Source organism: Lactobacillus sp. C449L (assembly GCF_059900815.1).
This window is the reverse complement of the sequence record NZ_JBWXGA010000050.1, coordinates 1-608: the sequence shown is the minus strand read 5'-3', so window position 1 is coordinate 608 and position 608 is coordinate 1. Positions and strand designations below refer to the sequence as shown.

Genomic DNA, 608 nt, shown 5'->3' with positions numbered 1-608 from the left:
GCCCTCCGGCGCCGTCACCTTGGTCGGCCGGTTGGAGCTGTCTTATTCGTAAGCGGTCACGCGGCCGAGCTCGTCTTGCTCCGAGAGCAGCTGCAGCTTGGCGAGATCGAACCTGTAGACGCGCGGCGGGGCCGATCCGCGCGTGACCGTCACCGTCCGGACGTTGCCCGCGTCCGCATAGGCGTAGGTGGTGACGACGCCGCCGGCGGTGACCGACGATACCTTGCCGTTGGCGTAGGACACCGACACGTCGGGACTGGTGCTGCCGGGAAAGGTGATCGAGGCGATCTCCATGTCCGTGAACATATAGCGGGTGACCTGGCCCAGCGCGTCGGTATAGTCCCGATAGTCCCGCGCCGTCGGCTCGCTCAGCTTGCTGATCGACAGCGTCGGCCGTCCGGCGGGAACCGTGCAGTCCATCGCCGTCGTCGCGCAGTCGGTGTCGACCAGCGCGTTAAGCCCGATCACCTTGACAAGGTTCGACCAGTAGCCGGGGTTGCCGATGACCGTGTCCTGCTCATATTTGAGCTTGATGTGGTAGCCGGTGTTGCTGGTCACCGACTGGACCCGCCGCCCGTAGACATAGGTGGTGCCGGTTGGCGTCGAGA

General features: G+C 65.5%; 1 protein-coding gene. It reads right to left on the bottom strand.

Annotated elements, in window-relative coordinates:
- Positions 1-42 precede the first annotated feature (42 nt).
- The coding region (locus tag AC2JF9_RS08205) for a hypothetical protein (RefSeq protein ID WP_500726816.1) at positions 43-608 on the bottom strand (566 nt) is incomplete at its 5' end.